The 18,150-nt window shown below is 61.5% G+C and carries 20 protein-coding genes; 9 read left to right on the top strand and 11 right to left on the bottom strand.

Annotated features, from left to right (window positions below):
• Window positions 1-6 precede the first annotated feature (6 nt).
• On the bottom strand, window positions 7-621 hold the full coding sequence (locus tag NOM06_RS16320; RefSeq protein ID WP_042079938.1) for a TetR/AcrR family transcriptional regulator: 615 nt from the start codon (window positions 619-621) through the stop codon (window positions 7-9).
• Window positions 622-822: 201 nt separating this feature from the next.
• Here NOM06_RS16320 and hpt point away from each other — a divergent pair, with 201 nt between their 5' ends.
• The 8 genes from hpt (at window position 823) to NOM06_RS16280 (ending at window position 6,593) form a co-directional block, all read left to right on the top strand.
• Window positions 823-1,353, top strand: a complete 531-nt coding sequence (hpt, locus tag NOM06_RS16315; protein ID WP_005335618.1) for a hypoxanthine phosphoribosyltransferase — start codon at window positions 823-825, stop codon at window positions 1,351-1,353.
• Between the two features lie 111 nt (window positions 1,354-1,464).
• Entirely contained in the window at window positions 1,465-2,382 is a 918-nt protein-coding gene (locus NOM06_RS16310; protein WP_042052377.1) for an ABC transporter ATP-binding protein, read from the top strand.
• Complete coding sequence (locus tag NOM06_RS16305; protein WP_255912361.1) at window positions 2,379-3,152, top strand: ABC transporter permease; 774 nt, start codon at window positions 2,379-2,381, stop codon at window positions 3,150-3,152. The genes NOM06_RS16310 and NOM06_RS16305 overlap by 4 nt, the downstream gene beginning before the upstream one ends.
• A 226-nt stretch (window positions 3,153-3,378) precedes the next feature.
• On the top strand, window positions 3,379-4,530 hold the full coding sequence (locus NOM06_RS16300; RefSeq protein ID WP_255912359.1) for a double-cubane-cluster-containing anaerobic reductase: 1,152 nt from the start codon (window positions 3,379-3,381) through the stop codon (window positions 4,528-4,530).
• A gap of 9 nt (window positions 4,531-4,539) precedes the next feature.
• On the top strand, window positions 4,540-5,322 hold the full coding sequence (locus tag NOM06_RS16295) for an acyl-CoA dehydratase activase (protein WP_255912357.1): 783 nt from the start codon (window positions 4,540-4,542) through the stop codon (window positions 5,320-5,322).
• Complete coding sequence (locus NOM06_RS16290; protein WP_255912355.1) at window positions 5,319-5,627, top strand: DUF3343 domain-containing protein; 309 nt, start codon at window positions 5,319-5,321, stop codon at window positions 5,625-5,627. Before NOM06_RS16295 ends, NOM06_RS16290 begins: the two co-directional genes overlap by 4 nt.
• 14 nt (window positions 5,628-5,641) lie before the next feature.
• Entirely contained in the window at window positions 5,642-6,061 is a 420-nt protein-coding gene (locus tag NOM06_RS16285) for a MauE/DoxX family redox-associated membrane protein (protein WP_255912354.1), read from the top strand.
• Window positions 6,062-6,065: 4 nt separating this feature from the next.
• Window positions 6,066-6,593, top strand: a complete 528-nt coding sequence (locus NOM06_RS16280) for a rhodanese-like domain-containing protein (RefSeq protein WP_021229550.1) — start codon at window positions 6,066-6,068, stop codon at window positions 6,591-6,593.
• 82 nt (window positions 6,594-6,675) lie between these two features.
• Here NOM06_RS16280 and NOM06_RS16275 read toward each other — a convergent pair whose 3' ends face one another.
• From NOM06_RS16275 to thpR, 10 genes are all read right to left on the bottom strand, one after another.
• Window positions 6,676-8,040 (bottom strand): cation:dicarboxylate symporter family transporter, encoded by a 1,365-nt coding sequence (locus NOM06_RS16275; RefSeq protein WP_255912353.1) that lies wholly within the window; start codon window positions 8,038-8,040, stop codon window positions 6,676-6,678.
• Between the two features lie 144 nt (window positions 8,041-8,184).
• Window positions 8,185-8,535: a putative quinol monooxygenase gene (locus NOM06_RS16270; protein ID WP_041210222.1), complete on the bottom strand. Its 351-nt coding sequence runs from the start codon at window positions 8,533-8,535 to the stop codon at window positions 8,185-8,187.
• A 24-nt stretch (window positions 8,536-8,559) separates the two neighbouring features.
• Window positions 8,560-9,417, bottom strand: a complete 858-nt coding sequence (gene panC, locus NOM06_RS16265) for a pantoate--beta-alanine ligase (RefSeq protein WP_124241698.1) — start codon at window positions 9,415-9,417, stop codon at window positions 8,560-8,562.
• A gap of 104 nt (window positions 9,418-9,521) precedes the next feature.
• Window positions 9,522-10,316 carry a 3-methyl-2-oxobutanoate hydroxymethyltransferase gene (gene panB, locus NOM06_RS16260; RefSeq protein ID WP_041210224.1) on the bottom strand — a complete coding sequence of 265 codons (795 nt, stop codon included), beginning with the start codon at window positions 10,314-10,316 and terminating at the stop codon, window positions 9,522-9,524.
• Window positions 10,313-10,822 carry a 2-amino-4-hydroxy-6-hydroxymethyldihydropteridine diphosphokinase gene (gene folK, locus NOM06_RS16255; protein ID WP_043849918.1) on the bottom strand — a complete coding sequence of 170 codons (510 nt, stop codon included), beginning with the start codon at window positions 10,820-10,822 and terminating at the stop codon, window positions 10,313-10,315. Before folK ends, panB begins: the two co-directional genes overlap by 4 nt.
• An 11-nt stretch (window positions 10,823-10,833) precedes the next feature.
• Window positions 10,834-12,291 (bottom strand): polynucleotide adenylyltransferase PcnB, encoded by a 1,458-nt coding sequence (gene pcnB / locus NOM06_RS16250; RefSeq protein WP_255912352.1) that lies wholly within the window; start codon window positions 12,289-12,291, stop codon window positions 10,834-10,836.
• A gap of 344 nt (window positions 12,292-12,635) precedes the next feature.
• Window positions 12,636-13,544 (bottom strand): tRNA glutamyl-Q(34) synthetase GluQRS, encoded by a 909-nt coding sequence (gene gluQRS / locus NOM06_RS16245; protein WP_255912351.1) that lies wholly within the window; start codon window positions 13,542-13,544, stop codon window positions 12,636-12,638.
• A 111-nt stretch (window positions 13,545-13,655) separates the two neighbouring features.
• Window positions 13,656-14,105 carry an RNA polymerase-binding protein DksA gene (gene dksA, locus NOM06_RS16240; RefSeq protein ID WP_005335644.1) on the bottom strand — a complete coding sequence of 150 codons (450 nt, stop codon included), beginning with the start codon at window positions 14,103-14,105 and terminating at the stop codon, window positions 13,656-13,658.
• 119 nt (window positions 14,106-14,224) lie between these two features.
• Complete coding sequence (sfsA, locus tag NOM06_RS16235) at window positions 14,225-14,968, bottom strand: DNA/RNA nuclease SfsA (protein WP_158112805.1); 744 nt, start codon at window positions 14,966-14,968, stop codon at window positions 14,225-14,227.
• Window positions 14,965-15,507 carry an RNA 2',3'-cyclic phosphodiesterase gene (gene thpR / locus NOM06_RS16230; protein WP_058059669.1) on the bottom strand — a complete coding sequence of 181 codons (543 nt, stop codon included), beginning with the start codon at window positions 15,505-15,507 and terminating at the stop codon, window positions 14,965-14,967. Before thpR ends, sfsA begins: the two co-directional genes overlap by 4 nt.
• Window positions 15,508-15,685: 178 nt before the next feature.
• Between thpR and hrpB the strand changes: the two genes are divergently transcribed.
• Window positions 15,686-18,133: an ATP-dependent helicase HrpB gene (gene hrpB / locus NOM06_RS16225; protein WP_255912350.1), complete on the top strand. Its 2,448-nt coding sequence runs from the start codon at window positions 15,686-15,688 to the stop codon at window positions 18,131-18,133.
• Window positions 18,134-18,150: the final 17 nt, after the last annotated feature.

Here is an 18,150-nt window from a genome sequence, read left to right as displayed (position 1 = left end):
GCCGTGTTAGCGAGCCTGAATTGGCGCCGTCACGTACTTGAACAGGAAATCAGTCACCTCTTGGCGCGCCGGGCGCTGAGGTTGATTGATCATCTGCATCATCACATAGCCAAAACCGGTCAGAGAGCGGGCCAGATCCTGTGCAGACAGCACGCTGGTGATCTCCCCTGCATCCATGGCGGTTTGCAGCTCGCTGGCGATCAGCTCAAGGCAGTGATCGAGCAGCCGGGTATAGCGGGGCCATACCTCTTCCCGAACCGATGAGCTCCACTCCAGCCAGATACCGGCATAATCCGGTTGATCGTAGGCGGCATCGACAGAGAGGCGTACATGACGCTGGATCTTGTCGAAGATGGAGCCCTGGTCACCGTATGCCTGCGACAGCATCTGGTTCACAAAGCGTTCGATCTCGGCCAGCACCTCATCTACCAACTCCTCGCGGGTGTTGAAATAGTTGAAGACGGTAGCCACAGAGACCTTGGCCTGTTCGGCTATCTCGGCGTGACCTGCACGGCCAATGCCGCGACGGGAGAACACCTCGATGGCACATTCCATCAATTGGGAGCGGCGAGCTTCCGGCGACAGCCGGGTACGACGTCTTATTTCTGCGCGTGGTTCCATAGTTTTTATCATCTAATAGTTATTGATTATGGTGTTTATAGTATTTTAACTAATCATGCCTGAGTGCCTGCTAACTCTATCAATTAAAATAAGCCGATAAAAGCACCACGTATCTCTAGCACCCTTCAACATGAGTGGTAGAATCATCGGTTTTGATATTCATGAACGGCCAAATCCCCTTTGGCCTTATGGGAGTAAGTGATGAAACACACCGTCGAGGTGATGATCTCCGAGGCTGAAGTAGCCGCCCGGATCGCCAAATTGGGTGAAGAGATCACCGCCCGCTATCAGGGTTCTGACGAAGTCGTGATGATTGCGCTGCTGCGCGGTTCCTGCATCTTCCTGGCCGACCTCTGCCGCCAGTGCCAGCTGCCCATCACCCTGGACTTCATGACCGCCTCCAGCTACGGCTCCGGCATGCACAGCACCCGTGACGTCCGCATCCTCAAAGACCTGGACGATGACATCAAGGGCAAGGATGTGGTGATCGTGGAAGACATCATCGACACCGGTTACACCCTCAACAAGGTGCGCGAGATCCTCTCCCTGCGCGAGCCGAAATCCCTGGCCATCTGCACCCTGCTGGACAAACCCTCCCGCCGCGAAGTGCAGGTGCCGGTCGACTGGATTGGCTTCGCCATTCCGGACGAATTCGTGGTCGGCTGTGGCATCGACTACGCCCAGAAGTACCGCAACCTGCCGTTTATCGGCAAAGTGGTACCCCAGGAGTAAGCCAGGTTCAGGAATATCACGGGTGAAGCGGCCTTGCGCCCTTTACTCTGTGCAGGCGGCCTTGGCCGCCTTTTCTGTATCGAGCCGGATTCAGCCATCACAGAGGTTGCAATGAACGCACTGGAAATCAGCGGCCTGAAAAAGACCTATCAGGGGGGCGTAGAAGCCCTTAAAGGCATCGATCTTACCGTCAGGCAGGGGGATTTCTTCGCCCTGCTCGGCCCGAACGGCGCGGGCAAGTCCACCACCATCGGCGTCATCAGCTCGCTGGTGAACAAGAGCGCCGGCAAGGTAAAGGTGTTTGGCTACGACATCGACAGCGATCTGGAACAGGCCAAGGCTCAGCTCGGGCTGGTGCCGCAGGAGTTCAACTTCAGCCAGTTCGAGAAGGTGATCCAGATTGTCACCCATCAGGCCGGTTTCTACGGCGTACCCAAGGCGGAAGCCAAGATCCGCGCCGAGAAGTACCTGCGCCAGCTCGATCTGTGGGAGAAGCGCGACATGCCTGCCCGCACCCTCTCCGGCGGCATGAAGCGTCGCCTGATGATCGCCCGCGCCCTGATGCACGAGCCCAAACTGCTGATCCTCGATGAACCGACCGCCGGGGTCGATATCGAGATCCGCCGCTCCATGTGGACCTTCCTCAAGGATCTCAACGAGCAGGGCGTCACCATTATTCTCACCACCCACTATCTGGAAGAGGCCGAGATGCTCTGCCGCAACATCGGCATCATCGACAAGGGTCGTCTGATCGAGAACACCAGCATGAAGAATCTGCTGGGCAAGCTGGGTCGCGAGACCTTCCTGCTCGACCTTGCGCCAGGTTCTGCCGTACCTGAGGTGCCGGAGTTCAACGGCCGGATGCAGGATGAACGTACCCTTGAGGTGGATCTCGACAAGAGCCAGTCACTCAACAGCCTGTTCGAGCAACTGTCGAAGCAGCAGGTGCAGGTCGTGAGCATGCGCAACAAGGCCAACCGGCTGGAAGAGCTGTTCGTCAATCTGGTCGAAGAGGGGAGAAAAGCATGAATCTGGCCATCTACTACATCGCCTTCAAGAGCATTCTGGCCAAAGAGGTAAGCCGCTTTACCCGGATCTGGATCCAGACCCTGGTGCCACCGGCCATCACCATGAGCCTCTATTTCGTCATCTTCGGCAACCTGATCGGTTCGCGCATCGGTGACATGGGCGGCTTCACCTACATGGAGTTCATCGTGCCCGGCCTCATCATGATGTCGGTGATCACCAACTCCTACTCCAACGTCGCCTCCTCCTTCTTCAGCGCCAAGTTCCAGCGCAATATCGAGGAGATGCTGGTCGCGCCGGTACCCAACTACGTCATCATCGCCGGTTACGTGGGCGGTGGCGTGGCGCGCGGCCTCTGTGTCGGCCTCATCGTCACCCTGGTGTCGCTGTTCTTCGTGCCGCTGCAGATCCACCATCTGTTCAGCGTCTGCTTCACCGTGCTGCTGACCGCGATCCTCTTCTCGCTGGGTGGCCTTATCAACGCGGTGTTTGCCAAGACCTTCGACGACATCAGCATCATCCCCACCTTCGTGCTGACACCCCTCACCTATCTGGGCGGGGTGTTCTACTCCATCAGCCTGCTGCCCCCGTTCTGGCAGGGGGTCTCCCAGGTGAACCCCATCATCTACATGGTGAACGCGTTCCGTTACGGCTTCCTCGGCATCTCCGACGTGCCGCTCAGCACCGCCTACCTCATCATCATCGGCTTTATCGTGGCCCTCTACGGTATCGCCTGGTGGCTTATCTCCAGGGGCACCGGCCTGCGCCACTAATGACCAAAACGGGCACCTCGCGGTGCCCGTTTTTTATTCCCCCTGTAGCCCCTTCAACCTGCCAGCCCCCTTCTCAATAACCTGCCTGTTATTAAGGATTTACCTGACACCTTGTGATCCACCGCAATTTTCGAATTACCCCCAAAGGTATAATTCTCACGGTTGGATGTGCCGTCACGGATGGCTCGTCCGTCTCTTCATTTCTCTCATCAGGGCAGGATCGCCTATGTCACTTATCACCGAGTTGCCAGCCATATTCGATAGTTTTTCAGATGCCCGTCGTCAGGGCTTTCTGGCTGTAATGGCACTCAAGGAGCGACAGCTCCCCCTGGTCGGCACCTACTGCACCTTTATGCCGCAGGAGGTGGCGATGGCCGCCGGCGCGGTGGTGGTATCGCTCTGCTCCACCAGCGATGAGACCATCGAGGAGGCCGAGAAAGACCTGCCCCGCAACCTCTGCCCGCTGATCAAGAGCAGCTATGGTTTCGGCAAGACCGACAAGTGCCCCTACTTCTACTTCTCCGATCTGGTGGTGGGGGAAACCACCTGTGACGGCAAGAAGAAGATGTACGAGTACATGGCCGAGTTCAAACCGGTGCACGTGATGCAGTTGCCCAACCGCGCCGATGACGAAGCCTCCCGCACCCTGTGGCGCAGCGAGATCGTCCGCTTCAAGGAGTTGTTGGAGCAGCAGTTCGGCAATCCCATCAGCGAGCAGGCGTTGCGCGACGCCATCGTGCTGAAAAACCGCGAGCGCCGCGCGCTGGCCGATTTCTACCGGCTGGGCCAGCTCAACCCGCCGGCGCTGAGCGGTACCGACCTGCTCAAGGTGGTCTATGGCGCCACCTTCCGCTTCGATAAGGAGCTGCTCATCAGCGAGCTGCAGGAGATGACCCGCCGCATCAAGGCCGAGTATGCCGAGGGTAAGCGGCTCGACGCCCGTCCGCGCATCCTCATCACCGGCTGCCCCATCGGCGGCGCCGCCGACAAGGTGGTGCGTCTCATCGAGGAGCACGGCGGCTGGGTAGTAGGTTACGAGAACTGCACCGGCGCCAAGGCGACCGAGCAGTGCGTGAGCGAACAGGGTGACCCGTTCGATGCGCTGACCGACAAGTATCTGGCTATCGGTTGCTCCTGTATCTCCCCCAACCACCAGCGCATGAATCTGCTGAGCCAGATGGTGGAGGAGTATCAGGCTGACGGGGTGATCGATGTGATCCTGCAGGCTTGCCACACCTATGCGGTGGAGTCGCTCGCCATCAAACGCCATGTGCGCGAACGCCATGGCATCCCCTACATGGCGGTGGAGACCGACTACTCCAGCGCCGACAAGGGACAACTGGCCACCCGGCTGGCCGCCTTTATCGAAATGCTGTAAGGAGGCGCCGTGTCACTCTCCATCGGGATTGACTCGGGCTCCACCGCGACCAAGGGGATCCTTTTCGACCACAAGGATGGCGGGCGTATCATCCGCCGTTTTCTGGTGCCGACTCCCTTTCGTCCGCTGGCTGCCATCGAGCAAGGCTGGGAGGAGCTCTCGGCCGATTTGCCAGAACGCCCCCACCTGACCCTGACCGGCTATGGCCGCGATCTGGCGTCGTTCGCCGATCGCCGGGTTACCGAGATCTCCTGCCATGGGCTGGGGGCTCGCCTGCTCTGCCCGTCGGTACACACCGTCATCGACATCGGCGGCCAGGACAGCAAGGTGATCCAGCTCGATAGCGAGGGCAATCTCACCGACTTTCTGATGAACGACAAGTGCGCCGCCGGCACCGGTCGCTTTCTCGAGGTGATCACCCGTACTCTGGGAGCGCGGGTCGAGCAGCTTGACGAACTGCTGCAAGGGGCCGAGCCCCACGATATCAGCAGCATGTGCACCGTGTTTGCCGAATCGGAGGCGATCAGCCTGCGCTCGGCGGGCATTCCCGCCGAGTCGATCCTGGCCGGCATCGTCCGCTCCATGGCCCGGCGCAGCGCCAACTTTATCGGCCGCCTCGGCGCCCGACCGAGCGTGCTCTTTACCGGCGGAGTCAGCCACTGCGCCACCTTCCGCCACTATCTGGCGCAAGGATTGGGCTGTGAGGTCGCCACCCACCCGGATGCCCAGTTTGCCGGTGCGCTGGGGGCCGCCCTGTTCGGCGCCCGCGCCAGCACGGGAGGCAAATCATGAATCAGGAGTTTCTCTACCTGTTCCACTCCACCCTCGGCACGGTCAGGCTGCGCAAACGGCTGGAGCAGCACGGCCAGGCGTTTCGGGTCTGCGATGTGCCGCGCCTGCTTAGCGCCGGCTGTGGCCTCGCCATTCGCCTCCACTGCCCGCCAGACGAGTGGCAGCAGTGGTGCCAGAGCGGTGAAACCGCCGCCGTCTTTCGCTGCGAAGCGGACGGCGACTATCAGGAGCTGGCCCGCTATCCGGCCAATAGCCCGGACATGGCGAAGCAAACGCCTGTGGCTGGCAGTCGGAGTCATGGATGATAAAGAGCTATCCCATGGCTGTTTATCTGCGCATGCTGGCCAATCTGGCGCTGGGGGGATTCTTTCTCGCCTCGGCCGGGTTCAAGCTGGTATCCCCCGCCCTGTTTGTCGAACAGATCGCGGCCTTCGGGCTGATCTGGCCACCGCTGATCCCGTTCGTGGCCTGGGGGCTGATTGCCCTTGAGCTCTGCGCCGGGCTTGCAGTCATCGCCAACCGGCGCTGGGGATTGTGGCTGGTGATCGGGCTGCTCGCCCTGTTTATTCCGGTGTTGGGCTATGGCATTGCCATCGGGCTCGACATCTCTTGCGGCTGTCTTGGCAGGGCTGATCTCAGTTCGCTGCCGGAGGCCATTGTGCGGGATCTGCTGCTACTGACGCTTGCGGGCGCCCTGCTGCGAACTTCCCGCCCCGTTTTTCCCGTTCCAAAGGAGTAGTGACATGATGACATTGCGATCCCGCACCCTGGTAGCCTCGCTGATCGCCGCCAGCTTTGCTCTCGCAGGCTGTGGCGACAACCAGTTCGAGCAGGAGGTGAAGCTGGAACAATCGGCGGTGCAACTGGCACAGGAGGCGCAGCAGGGGGGCTATCAGCTGCTGACCGTTGCCGAGCTGAAGACCCGGATGGACAAGGGCGAAGAGCTGGTGATCATCGACACCATGCCCTATGAGGACTCCTACAAGAAAGAGCACATTCCGGGCGCCAAAAACTTTGTCTTTGTGAAGGAGGCCAAGTCCGGCGACAACTGGAGCGAAATCGTCGAAGGGAGCGGCACGGCGGAGCAGTTCCAGGCGCTGCTGGGTGAAGACAAGTCCCGCCCGGTGGTGATCTACTGCGGCTTCGTCAAGTGCGGCCGCAGCCACAACGCTGCCGCTTGGGCGGTGACTCAGGGCTATCAACAGGTCTATCGGGTGCCTGGCGGCATCTTCGCCTGGAAAGGCGCCGGTTACCCCGTCTCTGCCGAGTAACTGCGTCTGCTCACAAGACAACACAGTCGACATAAAGAAGCCCGCAGCTGCGGGCTTCTTTCATATTGGGCAACACTCGGAGTTAGCTGGCGGCCTGCGTCTGCACCGTCTCCACGTTGGCCAGCGGCTGCTTGCCCAGCAACCGCTTGGTGATCATCGCCGCCATGATGGAGCCATTGACGTTGAGAGCAGTACGGCCCATGTCCACCAGCGGCTCGATGGCGATCATCACCCCCACCAGCGCGATGGGGAAGTTGAGGGTGGAGAGCACGATAAGCGCGGCGAAGGTACCGCCACCGCCGACGCCAGCCACTCCGATGGAGCCCAGCGCAATCACCGGCAGCAGGGTTAGCAGGAACAGGGGGTCAAAAGGGTTGATGCCGAGCATGGGGGCAATCATCGCCACCATCATGGCCGGATAGATGCCAGCGCAGCCGTTCTGGCCGAGGTTGGCACCGAACGAGGCGGCGAAGTTGGCGATGCTGGCGGGCACCCCAAGGCGCTGCTGGGTCTCGATGCTGAGCGGAATGGAGGCGGCGCTGCTGCGGGAGATAAAGGCGAAGGTGAGCACGCCCCACACGTCCCGAATATAGTGCAGCGGGTTCTGGCCGATCAGCAACAGGATCACCATGTGCACCGCAAACATCGCCAGAATGGCGACGTAGCAGACCAGGATAAAGCCGAGCAGGCTGAGGATCTCGCTCAGGGGATAGTGGGCCACCACCCGGGCGATCAGCGCCATCACCCCATAGGGGGTGAGCGCAATCACCACCCGCACCATCTTCATCACCCACAGTTGCAGGGTGTCGATGGCCACGGCGGCGCGAGCACCGGCCTCTGGATGCTCCGCCTTCAACTGCAGCAGGGCAACCCCGGCCAGCACGGTAAAGATCACTACGCCGATCACCGAGAGGCCGCGGCTACCCGCCATATCGGCGGCAAAGTTGGTGGGCACCAGCGAGAGTAGCAGGGCAGGCAGAGTCTGGGCACTGTCGATGGTGCTCATACTCTGTTGCAGGGCTGCCGTATCGCTGCCGTGACTCAACAACCCGGCTGCGGTGAGACCGCTCAGGTGGGTGATGGTCATCCCCACCACACCGGCGATCATCACCAGGGTCAGCATGGAGCCGATCAACACAGCGCTGATCTTGCCGAGGGACTGGGCCTGCTCCAGCTTGTTGATGGCGGAGAGGATGGAGGTGAACACCAGCGGCATCATCACCACCTTGAGCAGGCTGACATAGCCGCCGCCGATGATATTGACCCACTCCAGGGTCTGCTGAACGCCGGCATCATCGGCGCCCCAACCCAGTTGCAGCGCCAGTCCGAACAGGGCACCAAGCAACAGACCCGCAAGCACCTTGCGCGAGAGCGGCACAGTAGAGGGAATCCGGGTCAGGGCAAAACAGAGCAGACAGAAGAGCAACGAAGCAAACAAGGTAAACATAAATAAACACCTGTAGCGGCCATCAGGGCCGATTGTGGACAGCGAAAACAGAGGGTGCGAGCGGGGTCGCGGGGGAGAACGCCGGAGTGCAGGCGTGAAAAAGCAGCGGACGCCCGGGAAGGCGTCCGCTGGCAATCGGGGGAATTACTTCTTTACGGGGGCGTCGTACTGTTCGGGTTCGTCGCTATAGACGCAGACGTTCCACTTGGCAGCCAGGCCATCGTCGGCCAGACAGTAACGCTCGAAGAAAGCCTTGATCTCGGCGCGCTGGCAGTGCGCCTCGAAAGAGGCCATGTCTTGCCAAATCTCGTTGAACACGATGGGGAAGCTCTCCCCCTCGGCAAACGGGCTGGCGATGTGGCGGGTTACCCGATATTGCAGGCAGCCATCCTCACGCAGGGTGTTGGGCTCCAGTGCCTGCAACACCTGAAACAGGGCCTGCTCCTGACCGGCTTTCGGCAGGAATTGGGCGATGCAATAAACCTTCTTGGACATGAGATCCTCCTGTGGGCGACTCGCTCAGGCTTGCTGTAGCGTGACAACCCGGTTGTCGATAAGACGGGCCTTGCCGAGATAAGCAGCCATCAGGATCACCAGCTGCTCGCTCTCGTCGGTAGCAGCTTCGAGGTTGGCTGCATCGACGATGTCGATGGCATCGGTGCGAAAACCGGCGTTGTCGAGGCGTTGGCTGGCCTGCGCCACCAGTGACGGCAAGTGGTGATCACCCGCTTCGATCTGCTCGGCGATCCAGTTCATGGTGCGCGCCAGCTCGGGGGCAATGGCCCGCTCGGCAGCGGTCAGGTAACCGTTGCGCGAAGAGAGCGCCAGCCCGTCTTCGGCCCGCACGGTGGGTACGCCGACGATCTGGATGGGCATCGCCATGTCGGCCACCATCTTGCGAATGAGCGCCAGCTGCTGGTAATCCTTCTGGCCAAAGCAGGCCACATCTGGCTGTACCAGATTGAACAGCTTGGTGACGACAGTGCTGACCCCGCGGAAGTGACCCGGACGCAGCGCCCCCTCCAGCAGATTGGAGAGACCCGGCACCTCGACGAAGGTCTGGCTGGCCAGCCCCTGCGGATACATGATCTCCGGGGTCGGGGTGAACACCATATCGACCCCGGCCGCTTCCAGCGCTGCGCAATCCTGCTCCAGAGTGCGCGGGTAGTTGGCAAGATCCTCGGCCTTGTCGAACTGCATCGGGTTGACGAAGATGCTGACCACCACCTTCTCGGCGTGGCTGTGCGCCTCCTTCACCAGCGTCAGGTGGCCCTGATGCAGATTGCCCATGGTGGGCACGAATGCGATGGCACGCCCTTCACGGCGCCATTGAGAGATCTGCTCACGCAGAGCGGCAGGATTGTTAACAACCAACATCGGCAGTTCACCTTCAGATGAATCAAAAAGATACGGGTTACATCAGCCTGACAGGATGACGAAACGGGGGCACTGGCCCCCGCTCTCATCGATAGGGCATCACATCAGTTGAAGCAGTGTTCCGGGCCGGGGAAACTCCCCTCGCTCACCTGCTGCACATAGAGGCGCACGGCGGCGCGCACGTCGCCGGTCTCGGCCAGGAAGTTCTTGGTGAACTTGGGCACATAGCCGGAGGTGACGCCAAAGGCGTCGTGCATCACCAGAATCTGACCGTCGGTCGCAGGGCCGGCACCGATGCCGATCACCGGGATGCGCAGCGCCTTGCTGATCCGCTCGGCCAGCGAGCTCGGCACACACTCGAGCACCAGCAGCTGGATACCGGCCGCCTGCAGTTCGAGGGCCTGACGGTAGATCTCCTGGGCCTGAAACTCGTCGCGCCCCTGCACCTTGAAGCCGCCAAAGACGTGGACGGATTGCGGAGTGAGGCCGAGGTGACCGCATACCGGCACCCCGTTGCGGGTGAGATGGCGGATGGAGTCGCAGAGCCAGTCGCCCCCTTCCATCTTGACCATGCGAGCACCGGCTGCCATCAGGCGGGCGGCGTTCTGGTAAGTCTGCTCGGGGGTGGCGTAACTCATGAAGGGCATGTCGGCGATGATCAGCGCATTGCTGGCACCGCGAGCCACACAGCGGGTGTGATAGACCATCTCATCCATGTTGACCGCCAGGGTATCCTGACCCCCTTGCAGCACCATGCCCAGCGAATCGCCGATGAGCAGCACATGGGCCCCCTCGTCGTCGAACAACTTGGCAAAAGTGGCATCATAGGCGGTGATGGCGGTGAACTTTTGACCATCCTGCTTCATCTTCAGCAGGCTGGCGGTGGTGATCTTGCTCATAAAGGCTCCTGTACGTCTGCACTCGGCGCAATGATGGCGAGATCATTGCTCGGGCAGCGGGCAACCAGTTGTGCGAGCGGGGTGCCGCAGGGCAGCACCAGAGCGGGCGCGATTTCGGCCAGGGGCAGCAGCACGAACTCCCGCTCCTTCATGCCGTAATGGGGAACGATCAGGCGCTCGTGGTTGATCACCTGATCGCCAAAGAGCAGCAGATCGAGATCCAGAGTTCTGGGCCCCCACCGCTCCTCTTTGCGCACACGTCCCTGTTCCAGCTCGATTTTTTGTAGTTGATCCAGCAGCGCCAGCGGCGTCAGCCGGGTGTTGAGCCGGGCCACGGCATTGACGTAGTCCGGCTGATCAGCAGGCCCCATGGGGCGGCTGCTGTAAAACGACGAGGCCTGCACCAGCACTGATTCCGGCAAGGTCGCCAGCGCGGCGACCGCGCGACGAGCCTGACCCAATGGATCAGACAGGTTGGAACCAATGGCGATGAAGACCTCGGTCATCACGTCTGTGATCACTCGGCCGCTTTCGGCTTGCGACGGCGCGGGCGGCGACGATTGCGGCTGTTGCTGCTGCGCTTCTCGCCATCGTGGCTACGGCTCTCACCGCTGGCCGGGCGACGGGTCGCTTCCCGTTGCAGCTGCGGGCGCACATCCGGATTGGAAGCGACATAGCGCTCCCACCAGCTGGCCAGCTCGCCGAGACCGCGCTCGACCCGGTTGCGCAGCAACAGGAAGTCGAACGCCGCGCGGAACTTGGGGTGCTCCATGGCGCGCTCGGGGTGCTTGCCCTGACGGCGGGTCAGGCGCTGTTGCAGTGCCCAGATGTCGCGGACATCTGTGGTGAAACGGCGGGGAACGGCGATGATCCGCACCTGATTGTCGAGCACCTCGTTGATCGCCAGCATGAAGGCGTCATACCAGGGCAGGCCGCTCTCGTTCTCCAGCACCCGACCACGGGCCTCGACGCAGCCCCACAGCAGGGTGGCGTAGAGGAAGGCGGGGGTGACGCGTTTATCTTCACGAACGCGAGTGTCGGTATCGATCAGCGCCTGCTCGATAAACTGCTCGTAAGGCGAATTGCCGTGCGGGGTAAACAGCGCAGCCACTTGCGGGAAGAGCTGCTGGAACAGGCCGTACTCGCGCAGCAGCTTGTAGGTAGTCAGGGCATCGCCAGCCAGGAACAGCTTGAGGGTCTCCTCAAACAGGCGGGCCGCCGGAATATCCTGCAGCAGCGGCGCCAGCTCCCTGATGGGGGCGGCAGTGCGCGGGCTGATGGTCATATCGAGCTTGGCGGCGAAACGCACGGCGCGCAGCATCCGCACCGGATCTTCGCGGTAGCGGGTTTCGGGATCGCCAATCAGCTCCAGCTTGCGCTCGGCCAAATCTTCCAGCCCGCCTTCGAAATCGTGCAGGGTGAAATCCTTGGCGCTGTAGTAGAGGGCGTTGACGGTAAAGTCACGGCGCTCGGCATCCTCTTCGATGGTGCCGTAGACGTTGTCGCGCAGCAGCATCCCTTCATCGGACTGGGCCGACACATGTTTGCTGGTATTGACCTGATGGTGGTGACCGCGGAAGGTGGCCACTTCGATCACGTCACGACCAAAGACAATGTGGGCCAGGCGGAAACGACGGCCAATCAGGCGGCAGTTGCTGAACAGTGCCTTGATCTGCTCCGGCGTCGCATCGGTGGCGATGTCGAAATCCTTGGGCGTCTTCCCGAGCAGCAGATCCCGGACTCCGCCGCCGACCAGGTAGGCTTCGTAGCCGCCCTTGTTCAGGCGATAGAGCACCTTGAGTGCATTCTCGCTGATCTCTTTGCGCGAAATCGGGTGCTGGTCACGACTCAGGGTTCGACGTTGTCCGGCAACACGGGCCGGAATGGGGGACTCCGCCGACTGCTCGCCCTCATCCTTGCCGAGCACCTTGCGGCAAAAGTTTGCGATCTGGGAAAAAATGGTACACCTCTTCATGACTTCTAAATTGACGGGAGGCCAAAAAATAGCGGCCTATCATAGCTCACGCCTGCACAAATGAAAAACCATGTGGCTACTTCAGCTCATTTGAATCAAACCGGGCCAAAAAATAGCGGTCTACCTGCGCATAGCTCACGCCTAACCAAATGAAAAACCGTGCTGACAATTGATCCCGCATGAAACCGTCTGCCAGCGAAAATAGCGGTCAATCTGCACATAGCTCACACCTGACCAAATGAAAAACCGTGCTGACAATTGATCCCGCATGAAACCGTCTGTCAGCGAAAATAGCGGTCTATCAGCGCCCAGCTCACGTCCTATTACACGAAAACCGGCTCTCTTTACTCAATGTCCAGCGGGATCTTCTCGCAGGCTGGCACCCGTTCGAGCTGCCAGTTCGCGATGCCCCATTCGATGATCTCGTCGATCCGGCTCACCATCAGCTCGGGCGGCGGGCACTGGCCGAGGAAGTGCAGCGCCTGCCACAGGGCCGGGCGCACCTCATCGAGCACCAGGGCCGGCGCATGGTTCTGCTTGGAGAGCTTGTTGCCATCTGCCAGCACCGCCAGCGGCAGGTGCACCCAGTCGGGCACCGGAGCCCCCAGGGTCTGATAAAGGGCAATCTGGCGCACCGTGGGCTCCAGCAGATCGGCGCCGCGCACTATCTCGGTGATACCGCTGTCCATATCATCCACCACCACCGCCAGGTTGTAGGCGTAGAGCCCGTCGCGGCGGCGGATAATGAAATCCTCCTCGGCGAGCGCCGCCGGGACCGCGATATGGCCCTGCAAGCGATCGTCGAAGTGGTAGACCGGATGGTGCTGGCGCAGCCGGGCAGCGCAACCTTCGGCCGCAAGCCCGAGGGTGCGGCAGTGGCCGCTGTAGAGACCGCCCGCGGCCATAATTTCGCGCCGGGTGCAACGGCACCAGTAGAGATCCCCCGCCCGATAGAGCTGGTCGATGATCTCGTCATAACGGCCGTGGCGCGCGCTCTGGAACATCACCTCCCCATCCCACTCGAGGCCATATGCCTCAAGGGTTTTGAGAATAAGGTCGGCCGCCCCCGCCATCTCCCGCGGCGGATCGATATCTTCGATGCGCACCAGCCAGCGTCCCTGCTGCGCTCTGGCCTGCAAAAAGCTGCCGAGGGCGGCGATCAGCGAACCGAAATGAAGCGGGCCTGAGGGTGAGGGAGCAAAGCGGCCGACATAGGGGCGCGCAAGGGGTGAGGACAGGAGATTCACTGGCATGACTGTTCGGGTAAGCGATTCATTGAGGCTGCATTCTGGGGCGCGACCGCCAAAAGCTCAATAAAAAAGGGAGCCCGCGAGCTCCCTTTTTCATATACCAGAGGGTCGTGATCAACCGGCCATCTGTTTTTCCTTGATCTCGGCCAGCGTCTTGCAATCGACACAGAGGTCGGCAGTCGGACGGGCTTCCAGACGACGGATACCGATCTCGATACCGCAGTGTTCGCAGTAACCGAAATCATCGTCTTCAAGCAGCTGCAAGGTCTTCTCGATCTTCTTGATCAGCTTGCGTTCACGGTCGCGGGTACGCAGTTCAAGAGCGAACTCTTCTTCTTGCGCGGCACGATCCACAGGATCCGGGAAGTTGGCAGCCTCGTCTTTCATATGGTCGACGGTACGATCAACTTCCTGCATCAGTTGGTTGCGCCAGGCACCCAGGATCTTGCGAAAATGCGCCTTTTGTTGGTCATTCATGTACTCCTCACCCGGCTTTTCCTGGTAAGGCGCGACACCCGCAATGGCCAGGGGGCCCAGAGATTTCCTGTTTTCGCCTGTTGGCATGCCCTGTCTCCTAATTCAGCACGCTACCCGTGCCATCCATAAATTGAGGGCGACATCTATAGCAGAAGGGTAACGGGTAAGCAAACGAGCCGTACCAATAATGTTACCCACTCCAATATTTATGCACTCCCCTCGGGTAACAGGTGACCAGATTCAAACGGGATAAACCCTTGAGCCACCATGCCTTGCACCCCAACATGGGGCCGATAGCATAAAATTTCAACCCCCGCCGCGATTGCCTGCTCAATTAGCAGACTATAGTGCGGATCTATATGGGTTGCAGGGCGCATCCGCCTTATTCCGGAGTGCAACACCATAAAGAGCAGCACGGCCCTGTGGCCTGCCGCTTTCATCGCCATCAACTCGCGCAAATGCTTGGCACCACGGGCAGTGACCGCATCGGGGAAGTAGCCCATGCCAGCCTCCTCCCGCTCGTCGAGCAGGGTGACCGATTTTACCTCGATGTAACAATTTCCCTTTTTGTCATCTTCCAGCAACAGATCGATGCGACTGTTCTCTTCGCCATACTTCACCTCGGTGCGCAACCGGCTGTACCCCGCCAGCGGAGCGATGGCCTCCTGCTCGATCAGCTCCCGGGCAATCTGGTTGGCGCGCGCCGTGTTGACGCAGATAAAGTGGCCCGCCGGGCTCTCGGCGATCTCCCAGCTGTTGGGCAGCTTGCGCTTGGGGTTATCGGAGGTGGAGTACCAGACCCGGGTGCCCGGATCGGCACAACCGGTCATGGCACCGGTATTGGCGCAGTGGATGGTGATGACCTCGCCGTTATCGAGTTGCACATCGGTCAGAAAGCGCTTGTAGCGGGCCACCAGCTGGCCCGATTGCAGGGGGGGATCAAAGATCACGGGTTAGCCCTCCGCGCATCTTCTTTTACCCGGGCGCGTAGCGGCCAGCAGGCAAGCGGCTCGTAGCGCACCCCGTCCGGGGTCGAGATGGATTGATAGAGGCAGAACTCATCGGCCTGCAGCAGAAAATTTGGGGCAGGCAGGATGGCCGGAGCCTCACCCGCCTTGCGCGACAGGGTGACATGGGGGCGATAACCCTGCTCGCCATTGCCAAGGCGCAGCTTCTCGCCGTGGCGGCGCAGCGCCTTCGCCAGCACGGTCAGCTCGTTGGGCCACTCCTTCGGGCCAATCCAGGCAGCCTTGGCCCGGCTGAACCAGCCGGTCTCATCCAGCCTGATGGAGAGCGGCGGACAGTGCTGACGCTCTACGGCGGCGATCAGGCGGCGGGTGGTCAACTCGTCCGCTTCACCGAGGAAGGCGAGGGTCAGGTGAAGATTGGCTTGCGGCACCGGCTGACCGGGCCAGGGCTGCTGATCGCGCCAGGCGATGAGCTCGGGGGCGAGCTCCTTGACGGGCAGGGCAAAGAAGAGTTTGGCCATGTGGTGATAATGCCTTTTTCACGCTCATTGGATGAGCCCATTCTATGGCAGCCATCCGGCCATGTCTCGCCAGCCTCCCGCCCGAGTGGCCATCTGCGCACATCCACTCACGGTGGCACGGGCGGCTGTGGCAGAATAGGCGCCGTTTTACCGGTTGCCACAGAAGGTGCTCATCGCTTTGTCCCAGCTCCCCATCGTTTCGGTATTGCCCGAACTCTTTGCCGCCCTCGACAGCCACACCAGCGTGATCCTGCAGGCGCCGCCCGGCGCGGGCAAATCGACCCTGCTGCCGCTGGAGCTGGTGCGTCAGAACCGGCTACCCGGCCGCATCATCATGCTGGAGCCACGGCGCCTTGCGGCGCGCAATATCGCCACTTTTCTGGCGCGCCAACTGGGGGAGAAGGTGGGCGAGCGCATCGGCCTGCGAGTGCGTGGCGAGAGCCGCACCAGCGCAGCAACCCGGCTCGAGATCGTCACCGAAGGGGTACTGACCCGGATGTTGCAGCAGGATCCCGAGCTCACCGGCGTCTCGCTGGTGATCTTCGATGAGTTCCACGAACGTAGTCTGCACGCCGATACCGCGCTGGCCTTCGCCATCGAGAGCCAGCAAGGGCTGCGCGATGACCTCAAGCTCTTGGTGATGTCCGCCACCTTGGATGGCATGGCACTCGAGACCTTGTTGCCGGATGCCCCTGTGGTTCGCTCCGAGGGGCGCGGTTTTCCCATCGACTACCACTACCGCCCCGCCAACCGCCAGCAGTGGCTGGAGCCGCAGGTCGGCGCCGTGGTACTCGAAGCGCTGGCCGAGCAAGATGGCAGCCTGCTGGTCTTTCTGCCGGGACAGGGGGAGATCGAGCGACTGGCACAATGGTTGGCAGACAAACTGCCGGACGACGTAACCCTCGCCCCCCTCTACGGTCGCCTCGACATGGCGGCCCAGCAAGCGGCCATCGAGCCGGCGCCTGCTGGCCGCCGTAAGCTGGTGCTCACCACCAATGTGGCGGAGACCTCCCTCACCATCGAGGGGATTTCGGTGGTGATCGACAGCGGGCTGGAGCGACGGGCATCGTTCGATCTGAAAAGCGGCGTCACCCGACTGGAGACCCGCCAGATAGCCAAATCCTCCGCCACCCAGCGGGCAGGGCGTGCTGGCCGTCTCGGCCCCGGTGTCTGCTATCGGCTCTGGAGCAGCGAGGTGCAGGAGCGGCTCGCCGAGCAGAGCCCACCCGACATCCTCACTCAGGAGCTGACCGGCCTGCTGATAGATGCCGCCCAGTGGGGAGCAAAGGTGGAAGATCTGCCGCTGCTGGACATGCCCCCCGCCGCGGCGGTGGCCAGCGCCCAGCAGCTGCTGGTGGCTCTTGGCGCCATGAAGCCGGAGGGTGAGCAACAACTCACTGCCGCTGGCCGCGCCATGGCCGCCTTCGGTACCCATCCCCGGCTCGCCCGCATGCTGCTGCGCGCCCGCGAGCTGGAGTCCGAGGGTCTGACAGGGATTGTCGCCGATGCCGCATATCTGGTGGCGTTGCTGGAAGAAGATCTGCGAGGATCGGAGCGCCTCTCTGTGCTGTTCCACCGCCGTCAAAGTGCCCTGCGTCAGGGGGCGGCCCGCTGGTTTGAGCGGCTTGGCGCCCGCCCAGCCACTGCGCAGGGTCAGTGGCTGGGGCTACTCTGTGCCCTCGCCTGGCCGGATCGCATCGGCAAACTGCGCAGCGGCAGTCGCTATCAACTCAGTGGTGGGGTGAGCTGCGATCTGGTAGAAGGTCATCCCTGTCAGGGACAAGGGGCCCTTATCGCCATCGAGATGGGGCAGAACGAGCGCGGTAGCCGCATTTTTATCGCCGAACCGGTCGATCTTGACGAGCTGGTACGCCTGCTGCCGGAACTGGTGAGCGAACGGCAGTGGTTCGACTGGGATGAACGGGAAGAGCGGGTGCGCGCCGAACGCCAGCAGGTGATCGGCGAGCTGGTGCTGAGCCAGCGACCGCTGACCGAACTCTCTGACGAGCAGAAAGGGCGCTGCCTGCTGCAAGGCATTCGCCGCAAGGGGCTGCATGTGCTGCCGTGGGACGAGAGCAGCGAAGGGCTGCTGGCCCGTCTGCGCTGCGCCCGCGACTGGCTGCCCGATGAGGGGTGGCCCGCGATGGATGAGGAAAATTTGCTGGCCACGCTGGAACAGTGGCTGCTGCCAGCGGTGAGCGGCATGACCCGGCTGGAGCAGCTGAAGAGGCTCAATATGAGCGACATCCTGCGCCAATCTCTGCCCTGGCCACTGCCCAAACGGCTGGACGAGGCACTGCCGAGCCACTTTGCGGCGCCCACCGGCAGCCGGGTGCGGATCCGCTATCAACCGGGGCAGGCACCGGTGATCCCGGTGCGCATTCAGGAGATGTTCGGGCAAGGTTCGACCCCCTGCGTGGCCGATGGCCGGGTGCCGCTGGTAGTGGAGCTTCTCTCCCCCGCCCAGCGACCGCTGCAGATCACCGCCGATCTGGCCGCCTTCTGGGCTGGCTCTTACGAGCAGGTGAAAAAAGAGATGAAGGGGCGCTATCCCCGCCACTACTGGCCGGATAATCCACTGGAGGCGATGCCGACCAGGGTCACCAAAAAGAAGATGGGCATCTAGGTTCGATGGGTTAATCC

Source organism: Aeromonas sp. JL9 (assembly GCF_024436075.1).
GTDB classification, from domain to species: domain Bacteria; phylum Pseudomonadota; class Gammaproteobacteria; order Enterobacterales; family Aeromonadaceae; genus Aeromonas; species Aeromonas veronii.
The sequence above is the reverse complement of the archived record's forward strand: the minus strand, read 5'-3'. Positions and strand labels throughout refer to the sequence as shown.

Bases quoted from the DNA above. Each gene is read 5' to 3' on its own strand.
- gluQRS (WP_255912351.1), bottom strand. From the start codon at position 13,544: ATGCCAGTGAATCTCCTGTCCTCACCCCTTGCGCGCCCCTATGTCGGC.
- NOM06_RS16280 (WP_021229550.1), top strand. From the start codon at position 6,066: ATGATGACATTGCGATCCCGCACCCTGGTAGCCTCGCTGATCGCCGCC.
- panB (WP_041210224.1), bottom strand. From the start codon at position 10,316: ATGAGCAAGATCACCACCGCCAGCCTGCTGAAGATGAAGCAGGATGGT.
- folK (WP_043849918.1), bottom strand. From the start codon at position 10,822: ATGACCGAGGTCTTCATCGCCATTGGTTCCAACCTGTCTGATCCATTG.
- NOM06_RS16320 (WP_042079938.1), bottom strand. From the start codon at position 621: ATGGAACCACGCGCAGAAATAAGACGTCGTACCCGGCTGTCGCCGGAA.
- NOM06_RS16285 (WP_255912354.1), top strand. From the start codon at position 5,642: ATGGCTGTTTATCTGCGCATGCTGGCCAATCTGGCGCTGGGGGGATTC.
- panC (WP_124241698.1), bottom strand. From the start codon at position 9,417: ATGTTGGTTGTTAACAATCCTGCCGCTCTGCGTGAGCAGATCTCTCAA.
- hpt (WP_005335618.1), top strand. From the start codon at position 823: ATGAAACACACCGTCGAGGTGATGATCTCCGAGGCTGAAGTAGCCGCC.
- NOM06_RS16305 (WP_255912361.1), top strand. From the start codon at position 2,379: ATGAATCTGGCCATCTACTACATCGCCTTCAAGAGCATTCTGGCCAAA.
- NOM06_RS16310 (WP_042052377.1), top strand. From the start codon at position 1,465: ATGAACGCACTGGAAATCAGCGGCCTGAAAAAGACCTATCAGGGGGGC.
- pcnB (WP_255912352.1), bottom strand. From the start codon at position 12,291: ATGAAGAGGTGTACCATTTTTTCCCAGATCGCAAACTTTTGCCGCAAG.
- NOM06_RS16300 (WP_255912359.1), top strand. From the start codon at position 3,379: ATGTCACTTATCACCGAGTTGCCAGCCATATTCGATAGTTTTTCAGAT.
- thpR (WP_058059669.1), bottom strand. From the start codon at position 15,507: ATGGCCAAACTCTTCTTTGCCCTGCCCGTCAAGGAGCTCGCCCCCGAG.
- dksA (WP_005335644.1), bottom strand. From the start codon at position 14,105: ATGCCAACAGGCGAAAACAGGAAATCTCTGGGCCCCCTGGCCATTGCG.
- NOM06_RS16290 (WP_255912355.1), top strand. From the start codon at position 5,319: ATGAATCAGGAGTTTCTCTACCTGTTCCACTCCACCCTCGGCACGGTC.
- NOM06_RS16275 (WP_255912353.1), bottom strand. From the start codon at position 8,040: ATGTTTACCTTGTTTGCTTCGTTGCTCTTCTGTCTGCTCTGTTTTGCC.
- NOM06_RS16270 (WP_041210222.1), bottom strand. From the start codon at position 8,535: ATGTCCAAGAAGGTTTATTGCATCGCCCAATTCCTGCCGAAAGCCGGT.